Origin of the sequence: Bacteroides graminisolvens (genome assembly GCF_963666085.1) — a bacterium.
Lineage (GTDB): Bacteria > Bacteroidota > Bacteroidia > Bacteroidales > Bacteroidaceae > Bacteroides > Bacteroides graminisolvens.
The window spans coordinates 1,222,164-1,239,912 of the sequence record NZ_OY762556.1; the positions used below are offsets into that span (position 1 = coordinate 1,222,164).

A 17,749-nucleotide genomic window follows, 5' to 3' on the forward strand; every position below is an offset into this window, starting at 1 on the left:
GTAATGCACTTTTCTTCTTGCGACTCTTTTTTGGGGTAGTAGCAACCCGATAATGAAAATGAGAATAGCAGCGATGACTATTCCCGCAATTACATAGATGATTACTTTATTTATGTATAGTGATTTTCGATTTCCTGCTTTATATGTGTAAAAATATAATCTTCAAAATGATGTATCTATTTCTTGATGAGATATTAGGAGGTTCTTATCAGAAACTCTTCTTATAAAGAAGAGTTTCTGATAAACACAAGCCGGTTACCGGTTCCTTTTATTTCCAGCAAGCCATCGGTTACAAACTTACGCAACTCTGCCAATGCTCTATTTTTTAATAAGCCGGTGAGATGTGTGTATTGCACTCGGGTAATGAAGAAGTTGGCTTCCAGATAATGAAGTAAGCGGCGAAGACGTTCTTCTTCACCTACTTGTGCCGACTGCCGGAAGCCGTTGGTGCTGCGTTGCAGGTCTCCCCGCAGGTTTCTCCTCAACTTCTTGTTGGCACGGAAGTTGACGCTTTTAAAAGTAATAGACGTAGAACGAATGTCTTTCTTGTTTTTAACTCCTCGTCCCTTGATGGAAGGTGAGAAATATCCTATTTCTCCCAGCTCAACCGTATAACCGTCTTTCAGGTATTCGGTCAACGAATGAGTAAACTCCTGCAAAGCCCCTTTCAGGTCGCCCGGCGTGAATGTGGACGATTGCGATATGCGTTCAATAAGTGTTTCTGTGTCGATGGTTCCGCTCGACACGATGCGGGGGTAAAGTAACTCTTCTTTTTCTTCATTGCTCCCTGTAGGAACTTTTACTAGATCGTACTGTGCTGACATAATTTATATATTGGTTTCTTGATTTATATTCGTGTCATCTATTAGATGGTACTTGTTCTTCATGTAATAGTCGGCTAGTTGAGGCAACCATAGTCGGTGAGTGATAACAAAAGCAAGCGAGAAAAGCAGCACGCAAAGGTGCAGCTCGTCTGATTCAAGAAAGAAACTTGCTGCTAACACTAGCAGTATAAATAAGGTGTAGTAAGCCAAACCTATCAGGAGTTGCTTTGTATTGTTCATTCCGTTATCTGGGAAAAACCCCTCGTTCAAATTCATTCTTTTATTATCCCATCGTGACATTTGGAAAGATAGGAAGAGAACCGGACCGATGCCGGTGAAGTAATATGTTACGAGGTCAAAAAGACTCACCCCTCTTGCTAATATGGGCAGTAATAGTACCATCACGATGAGTGATAAAAAGCAATACAAATAGTACTTTTTATTTATAATGGTACGTAACGACAAAGAATTATTTCCCTGCCGACTGATGTATTGGGCATGAATACGTGAAATGTATTGAATGCATGCGCCTCCGGGTGCAGCAATTAATAAGGGGAAATAGATTATTCTACACATGTCCGAGTGAATGATGACTCCCCGAATAATTATATAGCTGAGCAAAATTTGATAGGCACAGAAGATCATTGTCTGTCTCAGCTTTTTAGCTTTAAAAAGGAGAGTCAGTTCGAATTTGAAATAATTATTTTTATCCATATATAAGAGAGAGATTAAGGGTTTTACTTGTACTTTCTAAAACGTTTTATGCTACAAACTAAGCCATTTCTTCTTTAATTACAGTTCGTCCCGGGTAGCGGTGACGAATGGCCCCGCATGCTGTGCCATCAGTCTCCGCATGCGGGGACGAATGGCATCGTATGCTGTGACGAACTGTTTCTGCTTACAAAAGTGCTTAGTCTCCATTGGTAAATGAGTTAATGAGTGCGCTACGTGCAATTAGCCTGCCCAGTTCTCTCTGTCGAGGTTACGGTAACCGATGGCTTCGGCCAGGTGAGGCGACTGTATGGTTGGGCTTCCTTCCAAATCGGCAATGGTACGGGCTACTTTGAGTATGCGGTCGTAGGCGCGGGCCGACAGGTTCAGCCGGTGCATGGCGTGCTTGAGTAATTCCAATCCTTTGTCGTCGGGACGGGCGTATCGGGCTAGTAGCCGACTGTTCATCTGGGCATTGCAATGCACGCCCGGGTGTTCTTTGAACCGATCTTCCTGAATTTTGCGGGCGCTTTTTACGCGCTGGCGAATAACGTGGCTGGGCTCGGCTGCCTGACTGCTTGATATTTTATCAAAAGGTACGGGGACTATTTCTATTTGAATGTCAATGCGATCGAGCAACGGGCCGGAAATGCGGTTCAAGTACTTTTGTACTTGTCCGGGATTACAGACGCACGCTTTCGTGGGGTGGTTATAGTAGCCGCAAGGGCAGGGGTTCATCGAGGCAATCAGCATGAAACTTGCCGGATATTCTACACTCCATTTGATGCGTGAGATGCTGATCTTCCTGTCTTCCAGCGGTTGTCGGAGTACCTCAAGTGCGTTCCTGCTGAATTCAGGAAGCTCGTCGAGGAACAAAATTCCGTGGTGCGCCAAGCTGATTTCTCCCGGTTGTGGGGTGCTTCCACCGCCTACGAGGGCTACCTGCGAAATGGTGTGGTGAGGCGCACGAAACGGTCTGCACGAAATGAGCGACGAGTTTTTGCTTAACTTCCCGGCTACCGAATGTATTTTGGTTGTTTCTAAACTTTCTTTTAGCGTGAGGGCGGGCAGTATGGATGGCAAACATTTGGCCATCATGGACTTGCCACTGCCCGGCGCACCGATCATAATAGCATTGTGACCGCCCGCCGATGCTACTTCGAGGGCGCGTTTTACGTTCTCTTGTCCTTTCACATCGGCAAAATCGGCTTCGTAAATCTCCTGCTGGTTGTAGAACTCGGTGCGGGTATCTACCACGGTAGGCGTGAGTTCTCGTTTTCCGCTGAAGAATTCAATGACTTCTTTGATATGCGTTACGCCGTACACGTTGAGGTTGTTCACCACTGCCGCTTCGCGGGCGTTTTGTGCCGGAACAATAAGTCCTTCGAAAGATTCCTCGCGTGCTTTGATGGCAATGGGCAATGCTCCTTTCATGGGCTGGATGCTTCCGTCCAGACTGAGCTCGCCCATGATGAGAAAACGAGAAAGTTTCTCGTCCGAAATGGTTTCACTAGCTGCAAGCATGCCCACGGCCAAGGGCAAATCGTAAGCAGAACCCTCCTTGCGGATGTCGGCCGGTGCCATGTTGATAACAATATTGCTGGTGGGCATTTTGTAACCACTTACCTGCAAAGCGGAGATGATGCGCTGGTGACTCTCCTTCACTGCCGAGTCGGGCAGTCCCACTAAATAGAACATGCAGCCTCGGCTACTGTTCACTTCGATGGTTATGATGGTGGCATCTATCCCTTGAACAGCGGCCCCGAATAGTTTTACTAGCATGATTTGTCGTTTTTGATGATTAGATTCAAGTGTTTTGAAATAATTACTTGGTAAGTAGCTCTTTCAGTTTGGCCTCTACCGCACTGCTTTTGTTGCTTTGCAGCACAATCTTGCCATCGGGAGCAAGGAGGTAGTAAGTGGGTAGTGCCCGTACCATGAATTGTTTAACCGTGGGCGACTCCCATCCGCCCAAGTCGCACAGTTGTTGCCAATTGAGCGTGTCGGCTTTCACGGCCATTTTCCAGGTTTCTTTATCTACATCGACTGAGATTCCTATTTGTGTAAAGTTGCTTTTGGAGCCGTATGTTTTGTGCAGCTTTCTGAGAGAAGCATATTCTTTGCGGCTGTGAGCACTCCACGATGCCCAGAAATTAAGCAGAATGTATTTGTCCTTAATGTCCGATCTCGCTACTCTTTTTCCGTTTACATCGGGCAGACTGAAGTAAGGTGCCACGTTGCCTACGGCCAGCTGACTTTGTTTGTCGATCTGTTCGGACAATGAATAGATGTACGGATCGTCTCTCATTGGACCGGTCAGTACGTTAATCAGCTCTTTTATCTTTTTGTAATCAGGATTTTCTGCTTTTAAGAAATAATTTTTGATGATATAAACACATACTTTGGAGTCGGTGTTGGAACGAATGAAGGCTTCGGCCTGCTTTAACTGTTCACTTTGCGGTGCCGAACCGTAACGGATGGATTGCAGGAAAGCTGTGAGCTGTTCGTTTGGAACATTTCCCTGAATGACAGGATGCTCCAAATCGCCCGACAGGGTAACCTTGTCGCCTTTATTGAAATAGAAAGGAATCTTTTTATTACTTTTCGTGAAAAGAAGTACCCCCGAAGCAAGCGTATCTGTTTCCAGTGAGTGCGAAAACTCATTGTTGGTTACGTAAACCGTATCCATCAGGTTGGTTAGCTCATCGGTTCCATAAAGGTAGATGGTGTCGTTACCTGCGTTTGTCAGCTCGCCGCTGATTTTTGCTTTGCCCGATTTGGATTGGCAGCCCCACAATGCAGCAAGTAATATAATAAGTAAAGATAGCTTGTTCATTCTTTTTTTTGCGAATGTAAGCCTTTTACGGGAAATAAAAAAGAGTTGCCCGCATTTAATGTAGCAGGCAACTCTTATCTATGTTAGAAAAGAATCTCTTCTTATTTGATAATGCTTAAGAAATCAGCATTAGTTACATATTTAGCGAATTCAAGATCCTTAGCTGCTTTCTTAGCTAAAGAGCTATCTTTTTGAATTGCGCTCTTCAAGCTGCTTGTAAGCATAGATACATTGTTGGTTCTGGCGCCCAGAATAGCCATCAAATAATCTGTGTAAGCATCGGGTTTAGCAACGTTAGCCAATGTGCTCTTTGCTTTGTTGTAATCCTTAGCAAGGATTTGTGCCAAAGCAGCACTGTTTGTTTTGCTGTCGCCAAAAGCATTTACAGCTCTGTCATACTGACCTTGAGCTACATACAAGTTACCAAGTGTTTCATTGATTTGTTTTGCACCGGCAGCTTTGCCCAAGTAAGTTTCAGCAGCAGTCTTGTCGCCTTTTGCCAAAGCAAGAAGACCTTGGTTCATGCTCACTTCAGGAGCAGCTTTCAAGCTGGCAGCTTTGCTCAGGAATGATTCAGCTTTAGTAACATCACCGGCTTGGAATGCTAATGCACCAAGGTTGTTGTATGCACGGTAATCGTTAGGGAATTGTTGAGTAGCTTTCGTATAGATAGCTGCTTTCTTAGCGTTGTCATTTGTCAATGTTGCAGCGTAAAGAATCTCTTCAATATTCAATTTGCTTGCATCAGCGTCAGCCAATTTAGCGATCTCTTCATCAGATTTTCCGATGATTTCGTAGTTCAAAGTCAAACGTGAACGTCTCAACTGAGGAAGGATATCGTCAGCCAGGTTCTTGTAAACTGAAGAGATGTTTTTGATTTCTCTTTCTCTTTGTTCAGGATCTTGGTACATTGAAAGTACGCGAAGAATCAACTCTTTATCTTGGATGTTTGATTTAGAAACCAATTCTTGGAAACCTTCCCAGTCTTCAGCAGTGTATTTTGCATCAACAACTGCATCAACTTTGGCTTTCTTCAATTCTTTGCTAAGGTATTTGTTGGTGTTAGCTTCACGCTTTTCAGCCAAACCGGTATTCAAATCTGTAGCTCCATCAGGAGAAGCGTAAGCTGAGATTTCGATGTTGCTGATCTTTTTGTTTTCAGCAGCGTTCACTTCTGCCACTTGATTGTGGAAATCCTTCATGCCAGCTGACTTCAATTCGCTTGCACGAAGATTAGCTTGTTGGATAAGGAACATGATGTTAGCTTGGTGAGCGTCTTTGATGATGCGTTGGAAAGCATCTTCTCCCAATGCAGTGTTTGCATTGTTCAATGTGTTGTTGATCAGTTCTGAAGTAGAAATAACACCATCGGCAATCTTCACAGCAGGAATAGCTACTGTTTTGTCACCAATCTTAGCGTTGAATTCCAGGTAAAGTTCAGACTTAGCCATTTCAGGAACATAGTCAAAAGAAGTTTTCATTGTGTAGTTACCACCCATCTTATAAGAAATGGTCTGGTCGTTGCCTTCTACTTTTTCGCCCTGGAACACAGCAGGCTGACCTTTTACTTGTCCGCCATCCCATTTCAGAACCGGAGTAACTTCTACTACAGCCTTCTTATTAAAATACTTTTCTGGGAACTTTCCGTTAATAGTAACAGGAACTTTACCTCCTACGGCTTCAAGAACCTGAGGAGTCGTTGTGAAATAGTCCGATGACAATTCACCCATCTTTTTGCTGCACGATGACAGTGCAACAATCATAGCCATTAATAACGGCAAATACAACTTCTTAATCATTTTAGGTATAAATTAAATGTTTGTAATTGAAATTTCGTCTATTCGTTTGCTCTCAATGAAACAGTTATGAAAGCTACGCAAAGATATTAAAATATGTCTATTTTGGCAATTACCATTTTGTTTTTATCAAAATTTAATATAATAAATGCTTGATTGATTCGCATAGTGGTTAACTACTAATAAACGTCTTACTGCTTCTGTTTGTTTATATGTTCTCTTTTTTCTCTCTTGCTTTGATGTTTCTGGGGTGATGTTCTATGATTTCACTCCTCAAACGACTGCGATCTATGTGTGTGTAAATTTCGGTTGTCGTTATGGATTCGTGTCCCAGCATCATTTGAATGGCACGAAGATTGGCGCCGCCTTCAAGCAAGTGTGTGGCAAAAGAATGCCTGAAAGTGTGCGGACTGATTATTTTTATAATACCAACCTCATCTGCAAGCTCTTTAATAATATGAAAGATCATGATGCGTGATAGGTGTGTGCCTCTTCTGCTGAGGAACAGAAAATCTTCGTGTCCTTTCTTGGCGGTAACCAAATGACGGTCTGCCATATAAAACTGAATTTCCTTGATTGCTTTTTTTGAAATAGGAACTAGTCTTTGTTTCTGTCCTTTTCCTTCTACCCGAATAAATTCATCATCTAAATACAAGTCCGATAATTTCAGTGTGATCAGTTCCGACACCCGCAATCCGCAGCTATAAAGGGTTTCGAGCAGAGCCCGATTACGTTGTCCTTCTTTCTTGCTGAGGTCAACAGCGGCAATAATGCTGTCAATTTCTTGAATGCTCAGGACTTCGGGTATTTTAAAACCTATTTTCGGATTGTCAATCAACTCGGACGGATCTTTTTCTATGATCTTTTCTAACATCAGAAAGCCGAAAAGCGATTTAATTCCCGACATGATGCGAGCTTGGGAACGAGCTGTAATCCCGATGTCATGTAGTCCGGCGATAAATTGTTCCAGATCTTCGGGCGTAGTGTTCAGAAGCTCTATGTTTTCACCCTCTAAAAACGCCAGTAATTTGGTTATATCGGCGTTGTAAGCCTCCAACGTGTTAAGCGAAAGACCCTTTTCGAGTTTCAGGTATTGGTTATACTTCTTAATTATATCTACCCGACTCTGCTTATTGCCTGTTTTTTCATTTAATATCATTTCTTTTTCGTATCTTTGCACCTTGAAATATTGTTCTTGAACAACAAAGGTATTAAAAACATTATGATTGTGTTATGAGGATACAAATTATTAACGGGCCTAATATCAATCTGCTTGGAAAACGTGAACCTTCTATCTACGGAAGCGTTACTTTTGAGGACTTTTTGATAGAACTCCGGGCCAATTATCCGGATGTGGAGATCTCTTATTATCAATCTAACACAGAGGGTGAGCTGATTGATAAGATACAGGAGACAGGTTTTGATGTGGACGGCATCATTCTGAATGCCGGCGCTTATACTCATACTTCTATTGCATTGCAAGATGCCATACGGGCAGTAACATCTCCGGTGGTGGAAGTACACATATCTAATGTTCATGCAAGGGAATCTTTCAGACACAAGTCCATGATTGCAGCGGCCTGCAAAGGTGTAATCTGTGGTTTCGGACTTAAATCTTATCAATTAGCATTAGAAGCACTAACGGGAAAATAATATTAACTATTACATTTTTTTGAATTTATGAAAAAGCATACTAAAATAGTTGCGTCTATTTCAGATCGTCGCTGCGACGTTGATTTTATAGCCAAGCTGTATGAAGCCGGCATGAATGTGGTTCGTATGAACACAGCTCATGCCGACAAAGAAGGCTCGGAACGTATTATCAATAACGTGCGTACCGTATCTAATAAGATAGCGATTCTTATGGATACCAAAGGTCCTGAGGTTAGAACTACAGCATGCGCAGAACCCATCCCTTATTCAATCGGCGATAAAGTGAAAGTGGTAGGAAATCCGGATCAGGAAACTACTCGCGATTGCATCTCTGTTTCTTATACGGGTTTTGTAAATGATGTGCGCGTAGGCGGTGATGTTCTGATAGACGATGGAGACCTTGCCTTGAAAGTAATAGATAAAACTGATTGCGAACTTTTATGTGAAGTGCAAAACGAAGCTACACTGGGAAGTCGCAAGAGCGTGAATGTTCCGGGGGTTCGTATAAACTTGCCTTCGCTGACTGAAAAAGACAGAAACAACATTCTGTTCGCTATTGAAAAGGATATAGATTTCATTGCTCACTCTTTTGTTCGTAACAAACAGGATGTTCTTGATATTCAGGAGATTCTTGATGCGCACAACAGTGAGATTAAGATTATTGCCAAAATAGAAAACCAGGAAGGTGTTGATAACATCGACGAAATTCTGGAAGTAGCTTACGGAGTGATGGTAGCTCGTGGCGACTTGGGTATTGAGGTGGCACAGGAAAAGATTCCGGGAATTCAGCGCATGATTATTCGTAAATGTGTATTGGCTAAGAAACCGGTAATCGTTGCTACGCAAATGTTGCACACCATGATTAATAATCCGCGCCCTACTCGTGCCGAAGTGACGGATATTGCCAATGCAATTTATTATCGTACGGATGCTTTGATGCTCAGCGGTGAAACGGCTTACGGTAAATATCCTGTTGAAGCTGTGCAAACAATGGCTAAAATTGCAGAGCAGGCCGAAAAGGATAAGATAGAAGAAAATGATATTCGCATTCCTTTGAGTTCAGATAATATCGACGTAACGGCTTTCTTGGCAAAACAAGCAGTGAAGGCTACTTCAAAGATGCATATCCGCGCTATCATTACAGATAGTTATACCGGACGCACTGCTCGTTATCTGGCTGCTTTCAGAGGTAAATATCCTGTTTTAGCTATGTGCTACAAGGAGAAAACGATGAGACTTCTTGCTCTTTCTTACGGTGTATTGCCTATTTACCTGGAAGAAAAAGACAACGCTCAGGCTTATTTCTTTTCAGCACTCGATTTGTTGTTGAAAGAGGGTCGCTTGGTGGAAGAAGATATGGTAGCTTACCTCAGTGGTAGCTTCGGAGAAGGTGGCGGAACATCTTTCTTGGAAATTAATAAGGTGAGAACAATTCTTTTGAAAGCGAAAGATTATCTGTTGCCTACATTTATTGAAAGATAATGCTGAATTCGGACGTATTGGAGGAGTATATTCTCAGGCATATTGATGAGGAAGACGACTATTTAAAGGCTCTTTATCGAGATACGCATGTGAAATTGTTACGTCCGCGGATGGCTTCGGGACATCTGCAAGGGCGGATGCTCAAAATGTTTGTCCGCATGATACGTCCGAAACAGATTCTTGAGATAGGAACATACAGTGGCTATTCGGCCCTTTGTATGGCGGAAGGCCTGGATGAAGGATCTCTTTTGCATACTTTTGAAATAAATGATGAACAGGAAGATTTTACCCGCCCTTGGTTGGAACAATCACCTTATGCGGATAAAATAAAGTTCTATATTGGTGATGCCCTGGAGCGCGTGCCGCAATTGGGCATTACTTTTGATTTGGTCTTCGTTGACGGAGACAAAAGAAAGTATATGGAATACTACGAGATGTCTTTGGCACATCTGTCGCCGGGAGGCTACATTATTGCTGATAACACGTTGTGGGACGGGCATGTTACTGAAACTCCCAATCCCAATGATGCGCAGACAATCGGTATTCAGGCTTTTAATGAATTCGTGGCAAAAGATAACAGGGTTGAGAAAGTTATTCTTCCGTTGAGAGACGGATTAACGATTATTCGAAAGAAGAATGAATAAGCAAGAACAATTAAAATAGTAGAAAATGGAAACGACCAGACAAAATAAGATTTCACGCCTGTTACAAAAGGAATTAAGTGAAATTTTCCTGCTGCAGACGAAGGCAATGCAAGGAACATTGGTATCGGTGAGTGTAGTAAGGATCAGCCCTGATATGAGTATTGCCAGAGTTTATCTGAGTATCTTCCCTTCGGAAAAAGGAGAGGAGTTGGTGAAGAACATCAATGAGAATATGAAATCGATTCGTTTTGAACTAGGTACGCGCGTAAGACATCAGTTGCGCATCATACCGGAGTTGAAGTTCTTTATTGATGATTCACTAGATTATCTTCAAAAGATAGATTCGTTGTTGAAGTGAACTTTCCCTTTTACATAGCAAAACGTTACCTTTTCTCGAAAAAGAAGCATAACGCTATCAATATCATCTCGGGTGTATCGGTGTGTGGAGTTGCCTTGGCTACTTTAGCGCTGGTTTGTACCCTGTCGGTCTTCAACGGTTTTCAGGATATGGTAGCCAGCTTTTTTACGGCATTCGATCCCGAACTGAAGATTACTGTTACCGAAGGAAAGGTCTTCGATTCAAAAAACAAAAACATACAGCAACTTCGTGCGATGCCTGAAGTTGCTGTTTTTACAGAAACCCTCGAAGAGAGCGCTATGGTGCAGTACAAGGATCGTCAGGTCATGGCTGTTATCAAAGGGGTGCAGGATAATTTCGAGGAACTTACCTCGATAGACAGTATTTTGTATGGTACGGGTGAGTTTGTGCTGCATGACTCGATTGTTGATTATGGTGTGATGGGAGTGGAACTTGTGTCGAACTTGGGCACGGGCATTCAGTTTGTGGACCCGCTTCAGGTGTATGCACCCAAACGCAACATGAAAGTGAACATGGCCAACCCGGCTTCTTCTTTTAACATGGAGTATCTTTATTCACCGGGAGCGGTGTTTGTTGTTAATCAACAGAAGTACGACGGGCATTATATTCTTACCTCACTGGCCTTTGCCAGAAAATTGTTTGATTATGACTCGGAGGTTTCTGCCATTGAGTTGAAGCTAAAACCGGGTGTTGATGTTTCTTCTGCAAAAAAGAAAATAGAAAGACTGTTGGGAGAACGCTTCCGTGTGCAGGACAGATATGAACAACAAGCCGATGTGTTTCGAATCATGGAGATTGAAAAGTTAATCTCTTATCTGTTTCTTACCTTTATTTTAATGATTGCCTGTTTCAATGTAATAGGCTCTCTTTCTATGCTGATTCTCGATAAAAAGGAGGATGTGCAAACGTTGCGTTCTCTTGGGGCAGATGATCAGTTAATTGGTCGTATCTTTCTTTTTGAAGGGCGTCTTATATCAGCTTTTGGAGCTTTCGTTGGCATTATTCTGGGCTTGGGTCTCTGCTACATACAGCAACGATTCGGACTCATTTCCCTGGGTGGGGCGAGTGGCAGTTTTGTAATTGATGCTTATCCGGTGAGCGTTCATGCTACCGATGTGATTCTTATTTTCTTTACTGTTATTACGGTAGGTTTCCTTTCTGTGTGGTACCCCGTCCGCTATCTGAGCAAACGTTTGTTGAAAAAGTAGCAATTTGTAGAGACAAAAAGTCTTTTTGTCGATTCCTTTTTTTTATCTCGTTCAAAGCCGGCATATTTGAATTGTTTTTAAATAAATATGCCTTATGAATAGATTGCTTAAAACAAGTTTGATTCTTTTGTTTTCATGCTTTGCATGGAATGTTTCGGTGATGGCTCAACAAAAAACAGACGCCAAATTGCCGCGTGAAGTTCCTTCTCCTGAGAAGATTGCTAAAAAGATGTGTGACGAACTGCAAAGTGAGTTGCAACTGACTGACAAACAGTATAAGAAGGTCTATAAACTTTATCTGAAAGAACAAAAAGCGCGCTTCTCCAGCCAGCAAGCTGATGGAGCATCTGGAATGCGTCCTCCGATGAAGGAGGGTAATGCCGACTTTGAAGGAGGTGATGGTTTTCCCCCGGCTATGGGAGGTGAAAGACCTGATTTTGGACAACGACCTGGTAACGGTAACGTTTCTAAAGAAGAGATGATGGCTGCTCAGAAAAAGAAGGAGCAGAGTATGAAGAAAATCTTAAATCCGGAACAGTATGAGAAATGGCTGAAGCTGGATAAGAAAAAGGATAAACCCAAAAATGGTAAAATAAAGGCCAATCAATAAATAATGCTTAGATAGTGAGTTTTTTTATAGACGACAAGATTACTTGCAGTTTATCTGTATTCTGATTTGATTTAAACGACCGAACGGGAAGTGGCTTTAGTGGCCGACTTCCCGTTCGTGTATAGTTACTGTTTTAGTCTATTCTTTCTACTTTTTACTACTAGTCGGTAAGGACTTGCGGCAGTTGTACAACAAGATTATAATTCCTAAAAGTAATACGATTAGTCCACCATAAGCAATCCGTTCCGTGATATGTAAACTTTCAGGGTCGAAAGTCATTGTTATGGTGTGTTTCCCGGCAGGAACACTGATGGCTCTCAATATGTAATTGGCACGGGCAATCTCTACCGGCTGACCGTCAATGGTGGCTTTCCATCCCGGGTAATAGACTTCAGAAAATACGACGATTCCAGCTTGTGGCGATTGACTTTGATACACCAGCTTGTTAGGTGCATAACTGGTAAGCATAATGCTTGATGTTGAATCTTTAAATGCTGTTTGAACGCCATTTAAAGATTGTTTAAATCGTGAATCAACTACGGCTGTCTGCGTAGGTTGTATGGAATCCAAAGCGTTCATTTCTTCGTTGGCGTTAGCTACATACCGTATTTCGTTTACAAACCAGGCATTGCCATAGGCGTAAGGATTCAGCAACGGTGCTGTCTTGCCTTGTGAAACGGGGAATATGAAATATTTAGTATTGAGCATGTTCAACACACGGAATGCATTGGCATTTACGCTATCCATATTTCCTTGTGCATTGGCTATCGCACTGTAAGTGGCTTGCATCTCTTTGCCAATGTGATGATCAATCATTTCTTGGTAGCGTCTCAGTTTGGCTGCATGGTACCCGCCAACACTCTTATGCCAATAAGCTGTATTATTCTCGTTGAATGTGTTGGTTGCAAAATTAAGTACACGATAATTCAAGGCACTATCTTGCAGAATGATTTTGTCTGTTTCTGTCTGCTGGAAACTTTCTGTTTGCTGACTGGCGGGAACAAACTGTTCGTCGTTCAGGTAACGCTTGTTCACAATCCACATATCTCCCAAGCAGAGAACCGCTATTGCCAATATAGTCATAGTGGGTTTGAGCTTTTTGGCATTGTATGCCAAGAGTAAAGCCGTACCTATTATAATGATGAAGAAACTTCTCCATGCGTCGGATGTCAGTAAGTAAACGCGTATTTCTTCCAAGTTTGCTAGGATGGGTGAAAGCTGATCTCCGGGAATGCCTTGTTTCAGGGCTTCCATTTCCTGTGTCGGGATAAAGTTGCTGAAGAACAATCGGGGAGCCAGAGCGAACAGCAGGCTGAACCCGGCTGTGATACCAAAGCTGATATATAGGTATTTGATTTTTTCTTTTAGTAACTCAGGCTTATCAAATAGTTGCTTTAAAGCCAAGATGGCTAGTAAAGGAATGGTGAATTCGGCAATAACCAGAGCGGAAGAAACAGCTCTGAATTTGCTGTACATAGGCACATAGTCAATAAAGAAGTCTGTAAAGCCCATGAAATTATGTCCCCACGAGAGTAAAATTGATAAAAGAGTAGCACCTCCCAATGCCCATTTAAGCGGACCGTCAACGATAAATAGTCCTAGAATAAATAAGAGCACAACAAAGGAGCCTACGTAAACCGGACCGGCAGTCATGGGCTGATCGCCAAAATATTGAGTAAGCTGTGAGTAAATGCTGCCATACATCGGATTAGCCTTTTCCATTGCTTTTTCATTTTGAGCAATGGGAACAGACGCTCCTCCTTTAATATTGGGAATCATTAATGAAAAAGTCTCTCCAATTCCGTAGCTCCATTGTGTGATGTAATTACGGTCTAATCCACTACTGGTTTGTTGGGCACTGTTTGTTTCGCTCTTTAGTTCACTTTTTCCACGCATGGTCTCCTTACTATACTCATAAGTATGGTATAAATTAGAGAGATTGACAGAGATGCCCACAATTGCAGCTACAATGAGAATGCCGCTGGCCTTGAAGAAATGAGGAAGTTCTTTGTTCCTCCAAGCATCTTCAAAAAAGGCACCGGCTATGAGCAATATGACAAACAGGAAGTAATAGCTCATCTGCACATGGTTTGAAAGGACCTGAAGAGCTAGGAATAAAGCTGTAAGTACTCCTCCCAGTAGATATTTCTTTCTGTATGTAAGTACGATTCCTGCAATTGTTGGCGGAATGTATGCCAAAGTGATAAACTTCCAGATATGTCCGGCCGATATCAGTATAAAGAAATAGGAAGAAAAAGCCCAGATAATGCCTCCTAATGCCGAAAGCCATGCCGAAACACCCATGCATCTAAGCAGAATGTAGAATCCCAGCATCATAATAAAGGTAAGCCATACGTAGCTCGGCAAGAATAAATGGTATGCTTTTTCGGCTACTTTCAGTGTGTCTGTTGAGTCGTAACTGGGAGCCATCTGATAGGTTGGCATGCCACCGAATATAGAGTTTGTCCAACGAGTACGCTCACCGGTACGTTCGTAATACTCTTTGGCTTCCTGTCCGGCTCCGGCTCCGGCGGCAGTATCATGTTGAAACAAGATACGATCTTCCGTTACTGCCGGGAAGAAGTAAACAAACGAAATGACTACAAAAGCTAAGATGGCGATTAAATCAGGGAGGAACTTTTTCATTTGTGTTCAGTATTATAAAGAGCGGTTTGTTACCTCTGCAAAGGCAACAAACCGCTCTTCGGTTTCAGATTAATATCTGTAATGATCGGCTTTGAAAGGTCCTTCGGCCGATACTCCGATGTAAGCAGCTTGCTCTGGTGTAAGCTTAGTTAGCTTCACTCCAATCTTTTCAAGGTGTAAACGAGCTACTTCCTCATCCAGATGTTTTGGCAATCTGTATACATCAATGGCATATTCTTTATTGAATAACTCGATTTGGGCCAAAGTTTGGTTAGTGAAAGAGTTGCTCATTACGAATGAGGGGTGTCCGGTGGCACAACCTAAGTTTACCAAACGGCCATCGGCCAGCAGAATAATGCTGTGTCCGTCGGGGAAGAAGTAACGGTCAACTTGAGGTTTGATGTTTACCTGTTTGATGCCGTTGTACTTTTTCAAGGCGTCAACCTGAATTTCGTTATCGAAATGTCCAATGTTACAAACGATTGACTGATCTTTCATCTGCTCCATGTGGTCAATACGTATAATGTCAATATTACCGGTTGTGGTCACAAAAATATTGCCTTCTTTGCATGCCTCTTCCATGGTTACCACTTCAAAACCTTCCATTGCAGCCTGTAAAGCACAAATCGGATCTATCTCTGTTACAAGAACACGAGCACCGTATGAACGCATAGAGTGTGCGCAGCCTTTTCCTACGTCACCATATCCGCAAACCACCACTACTTTACCGGCAATCATTACGTCTGTTGCCCGTTTAATACCGTCGGCCAATGATTCACGACAACCATAGAGATTATCGAATTTTGATTTGGTAACCGAATCATTTACGTTGAAAGCAGGGAAAAGCAATTTGCCTTCCTCTTTCATCTGATATAGGCGGTGAACTCCGGTCGTGGTTTCTTCTGAAACGCCTTTAACCTCTTTTGCTACGCGATGCCAGCGATCGTTGTCCTGAGCCAATACTTGCTTTAAGATGGCATTCAGTTCAATTTCATCCTCGGCATGAACTTCTTTGTCAAGAATGGCAGCATTGCTTTCAGCTTCGTATCCCACATGAATCATCATGGTTGCGTCGCCTCCATCGTCAACAATTGCATTGGGCCCCTTGCCACCTTCGAAGCTCAAAGCCTGAAGTGTGCACCACCAATAGTCGGCTAGTGTTTCACCTTTCCAAGCGAAAACAGGAACTCCGGCAGCAGCTATGGCAGCCGCAGCGTGGTCTTGTGTAGAATATATATTACATGAACACCAACGTACCTCTGCTCCTAATGATACTAATGTTTCGATGAGCACAGCCGTTTGTATGGTCATGTGAAGTGATCCCATAATACGGGCACCTTTTAATGGTTTTGATTCTCCATACTTTTCGCGAAGAGCCATCAGGCCGGGCATTTCCTTTTCTGCCAAATCGATTTCCTTGCGACCGAAGTCAGCAAGCGTTATGTCTGCCACTTTGTAGGGCAGGGTAGAGAATAATTCTAAAGACATAATTAAAAATTGTTTTAATAATAACTGGTACAAAGATAGAACATTCTAGTCGTCTCAACAAAAAGCCACAATACTTTTTATAATTTATAACTTCCGGAGATAGTTGATAAATCTGTATGAAAGTTGTATATTTGTGATGGTGTGATTGAATTAGTTCACTTGTAACAAAGAAAAAAATAAATAGGAATGGAAGTGTGCCCCGATGTCAGGGAGAAAGAACTTGTTGATAAAGTTACATTTCTTCAAAATAAGGTAGAAAGCCTGAACGAGGAACTGTCTCATCTCAAGAAGAAGCTGTTATGCTCTCATTTTCAGTGCCAGTTTCATGCAAATGATGTCTTTTCGACTTCTGTTGAAACCGTGGTTGAGCAAAATAAAACGATGTTTAGTTTGCTCAATAATATTCCCTTTAGCTGTTTCGTTAAGGATCCGGCAAATAATTTCAAATATATATATTGCAACGAAGCTTTTAGTGTACTGGCAAAAGTTAAGGTTAATGATATTATTGGTAAAAATGACTATGAAATATTCCTTGGTAAAACGGATATAGACCGATTTCGCGAAGATGACTATTATGTTTTGCAACACAATCTGCTGGAGTATCAGGAAGAATGTAAAATGCCCGACGGTTCCATAAAACTGATCAAAACATTAAAAAAAACACTACCATCGGGTACTGGTAGTGTTTTAATAATGGGTATGAGTTGGGATGTTACTGATGCGTATAAAACACAAAAAGAGTTGGAGGAGGCACGATGCAAGGCTCAGGTTGCCGACAAATTGAAGAATTCTTTTTTAGCAAATATGAATCATGAAATTCGTACGCCACTGAATGCGATTGTTGGCTTTTCCAAATTGATTGCCGATGCTTCGGAGAAGTCCGACCGAGATGAGTATGCACGTATCATTGAATTTAATTCGGGGTTATTGCTTTCTATGTTTGATGAGGTGCTCGACTTATCAGCACTTGAATCCGGAACGCTTACCTTGCAATGCCAGGCGGTTAAGCTCAGTGACTTATGCCGGCATTTATTTGAAAAGTATGTATTGATGACTAATTCCGGTGTGAAGCTTGTGCTAGATAACGTTGATGAGTCATTGATTGTGATGAATGATTGGAGTCGTATATCTCAGGTTTTAGCCAGTTTGTTAAACAATGCTGTTAAATTTACCTCTGCCGGATCTATTCATTTTGGTTTCACGACGCATCACAATATCATTAAGTTTTATGTGAAAGACACCGGAATTGGTATTCCTACTCATTTGGTGGCTACCATTTTTAAAAGTTTTGGGAAAGTGGATCCTTTTATTCAAGGCTCCGGACTTGGTTTAACTCTTTGTAGATTGTTAGTCGAAAAGATGGGAGGACAGATATGGGTACGTTCCAAAGAGAACGAAGGTTCTATCTTCTATTTTACTTTGCCTGTTACTGAATAGATAAAAAATGGGGCTCATTCTTTACGATAGCCCCA

Annotated in this window: 15 protein-coding genes; 7 read left to right on the forward strand and 8 right to left on the reverse strand. The window is 42.2% G+C overall.

From position 1 onward, the window contains the following. Positions 1-221: 221 nt before the first annotated feature. The 6 genes from ACKPCE_RS04860 to xerD all read right to left on the reverse strand — a co-directional run bounded on the left by ACKPCE_RS04860 (position 222) and on the right by xerD (position 7,326). Positions 222-824, reverse strand: a complete 603-nt coding sequence (locus ACKPCE_RS04860) for an HU family DNA-binding protein (protein WP_024996042.1) — start codon at positions 822-824, stop codon at positions 222-224. 3 nt (positions 825-827) lie between these two features. Further along, the gene (locus ACKPCE_RS04865; RefSeq protein ID WP_319504400.1) at positions 828-1,538 is read right to left on the reverse strand and encodes a DUF5687 family protein; all 711 of its coding nucleotides are present in this window, start codon (positions 1,536-1,538) and stop codon (positions 828-830) included. A 240-nt stretch (positions 1,539-1,778) separates the two neighbouring features. Beyond that, the gene (locus tag ACKPCE_RS04870) at positions 1,779-3,317 is read right to left on the reverse strand and encodes a YifB family Mg chelatase-like AAA ATPase (protein WP_319504401.1); all 1,539 of its coding nucleotides are present in this window, start codon (positions 3,315-3,317) and stop codon (positions 1,779-1,781) included. A 43-nt stretch (positions 3,318-3,360) separates the two neighbouring features. Further along, on the reverse strand, positions 3,361-4,371 hold the full coding sequence (locus ACKPCE_RS04875) for a redoxin domain-containing protein (protein ID WP_319504402.1): 1,011 nt from the start codon (positions 4,369-4,371) through the stop codon (positions 3,361-3,363). A gap of 101 nt (positions 4,372-4,472) precedes the next feature. Further along, on the reverse strand, positions 4,473-6,170 hold the full coding sequence (locus ACKPCE_RS04880) for a tetratricopeptide repeat protein (RefSeq protein ID WP_276962831.1): 1,698 nt from the start codon (positions 6,168-6,170) through the stop codon (positions 4,473-4,475). Positions 6,171-6,375: 205 nt separating this feature from the next. Continuing rightward, a complete protein-coding gene (xerD, locus tag ACKPCE_RS04885; protein WP_319504403.1) occupies positions 6,376-7,326 on the reverse strand; it encodes a site-specific tyrosine recombinase XerD in 951 nt (316 codons plus the stop codon). 74 nt (positions 7,327-7,400) lie between these two features. Here xerD and aroQ point away from each other — a divergent pair, with 74 nt between their 5' ends. From aroQ to ACKPCE_RS04915, 6 genes are all read left to right on the forward strand, one after another. Beyond that, positions 7,401-7,820: a type II 3-dehydroquinate dehydratase gene (aroQ, locus tag ACKPCE_RS04890; RefSeq protein ID WP_024996046.1), complete on the forward strand. Its 420-nt coding sequence runs from the start codon at positions 7,401-7,403 to the stop codon at positions 7,818-7,820. 27 nt (positions 7,821-7,847) lie between these two features. Beyond that, entirely contained in the window at positions 7,848-9,302 is a 1,455-nt protein-coding gene (gene pyk / locus ACKPCE_RS04895) for a pyruvate kinase (RefSeq protein WP_276994928.1), read from the forward strand. Next, the gene (locus ACKPCE_RS04900; RefSeq protein ID WP_276994930.1) at positions 9,302-9,946 is read left to right on the forward strand and encodes an O-methyltransferase; all 645 of its coding nucleotides are present in this window, start codon (positions 9,302-9,304) and stop codon (positions 9,944-9,946) included. Before pyk ends, ACKPCE_RS04900 begins: the two co-directional genes overlap by 1 nt. 25 nt (positions 9,947-9,971) lie before the next feature. After that, the gene (gene rbfA / locus ACKPCE_RS04905; protein WP_024996048.1) at positions 9,972-10,304 is read left to right on the forward strand and encodes a 30S ribosome-binding factor RbfA; all 333 of its coding nucleotides are present in this window, start codon (positions 9,972-9,974) and stop codon (positions 10,302-10,304) included. Then, complete coding sequence (locus tag ACKPCE_RS04910) at positions 10,301-11,533, forward strand: FtsX-like permease family protein (RefSeq protein WP_024996049.1); 1,233 nt, start codon at positions 10,301-10,303, stop codon at positions 11,531-11,533. Before rbfA ends, ACKPCE_RS04910 begins: the two co-directional genes overlap by 4 nt. Before the next feature lie 94 nt (positions 11,534-11,627). Further along, entirely contained in the window at positions 11,628-12,143 is a 516-nt protein-coding gene (locus tag ACKPCE_RS04915) for a DUF4890 domain-containing protein (RefSeq protein ID WP_319504404.1), read from the forward strand. Between the two features lie 147 nt (positions 12,144-12,290). Here the strand turns inward: ACKPCE_RS04915 and ACKPCE_RS04920 are convergent, their stop codons facing one another. Together ACKPCE_RS04920 and ahcY are read right to left on the reverse strand one after the other, a co-directional pair. Next, positions 12,291-14,789: a YfhO family protein gene (locus ACKPCE_RS04920; protein ID WP_319504405.1), complete on the reverse strand. Its 2,499-nt coding sequence runs from the start codon at positions 14,787-14,789 to the stop codon at positions 12,291-12,293. A 69-nt stretch (positions 14,790-14,858) separates the two neighbouring features. Then, entirely contained in the window at positions 14,859-16,277 is a 1,419-nt protein-coding gene (gene ahcY, locus ACKPCE_RS04925) for an adenosylhomocysteinase (RefSeq protein WP_276962843.1), read from the reverse strand. A gap of 186 nt (positions 16,278-16,463) precedes the next feature. On the opposite strand from ahcY, the gene ACKPCE_RS04930 reads away from it, so the two are divergent. Next, a complete protein-coding gene (locus ACKPCE_RS04930) occupies positions 16,464-17,714 on the forward strand; it encodes a PAS domain-containing sensor histidine kinase (RefSeq protein WP_319504406.1) in 1,251 nt (416 codons plus the stop codon). The last annotated feature ends 35 nt before the right edge of the window (positions 17,715-17,749 follow it).